Source organism: Treponema endosymbiont of Eucomonympha sp., from assembly GCF_001028545.1.
The window spans coordinates 1-519 of sequence record NZ_BBPW01000514.1; the positions used below are offsets into that span (position 1 = coordinate 1).

A 519-nucleotide genomic window follows, 5' to 3' on the forward strand; every position below is an offset into this window, starting at 1 on the left:
TTGCCACGACAAGCTCCACGTCGTGCAGCACGAGGAGGAACTCCTCGCCGCCCCAGCGGATTACGGTGTCGTCCCAGCGCAGACTCCGCGTAAATACGCCCGCGATATCCTTCAGTACGGCGTCGCCCATAGGGTGTCCGTGCCGGTCGTTGATTTGCTTAAAGTCGTCTATGTCCACCATTGCTATGCAGTCGCGGGACGGGCGGCGAATGGCGAGCTCCCGAAAGAAGCGGTCGGCGTAGCGGCGGTTGTACAGTCCGGTGAGCGCGTCGGTATAGGCGCGCGTTTCGAGCGTCTTTATCTGATCCTGTCTGAGGCGCTCGAACGCGCTCGTGAGGAACAGTTCCCCGATGATTACCGCGAAGCAGAGCAGCAGGTTGAGGCTCAGCACCGCCTCCGACTTGGGTCCCCGGTGGGACAGTGGTTCGTGCCTTAGCCCCCACGCAACACCGACCGCCAGCACCGCCACGCAGGCCATTCCGCCACCGCGCCTCGCCCCAAGGGGGGCCTAAGGTATAC

Annotated in this window: 1 protein-coding gene; it reads right to left on the reverse strand. The window is 63.4% G+C overall.

Going from position 1 to position 519, the window contains the following annotated elements; translation table 11 throughout:
• Positions 1-478, reverse strand: a 478-nt coding sequence (locus AWU74_RS07845) for a GGDEF domain-containing protein (protein WP_162505065.1), incomplete at its 3' end; no start/stop codon positions are given.
• Positions 479-519 lie beyond the last annotated feature (41 nt).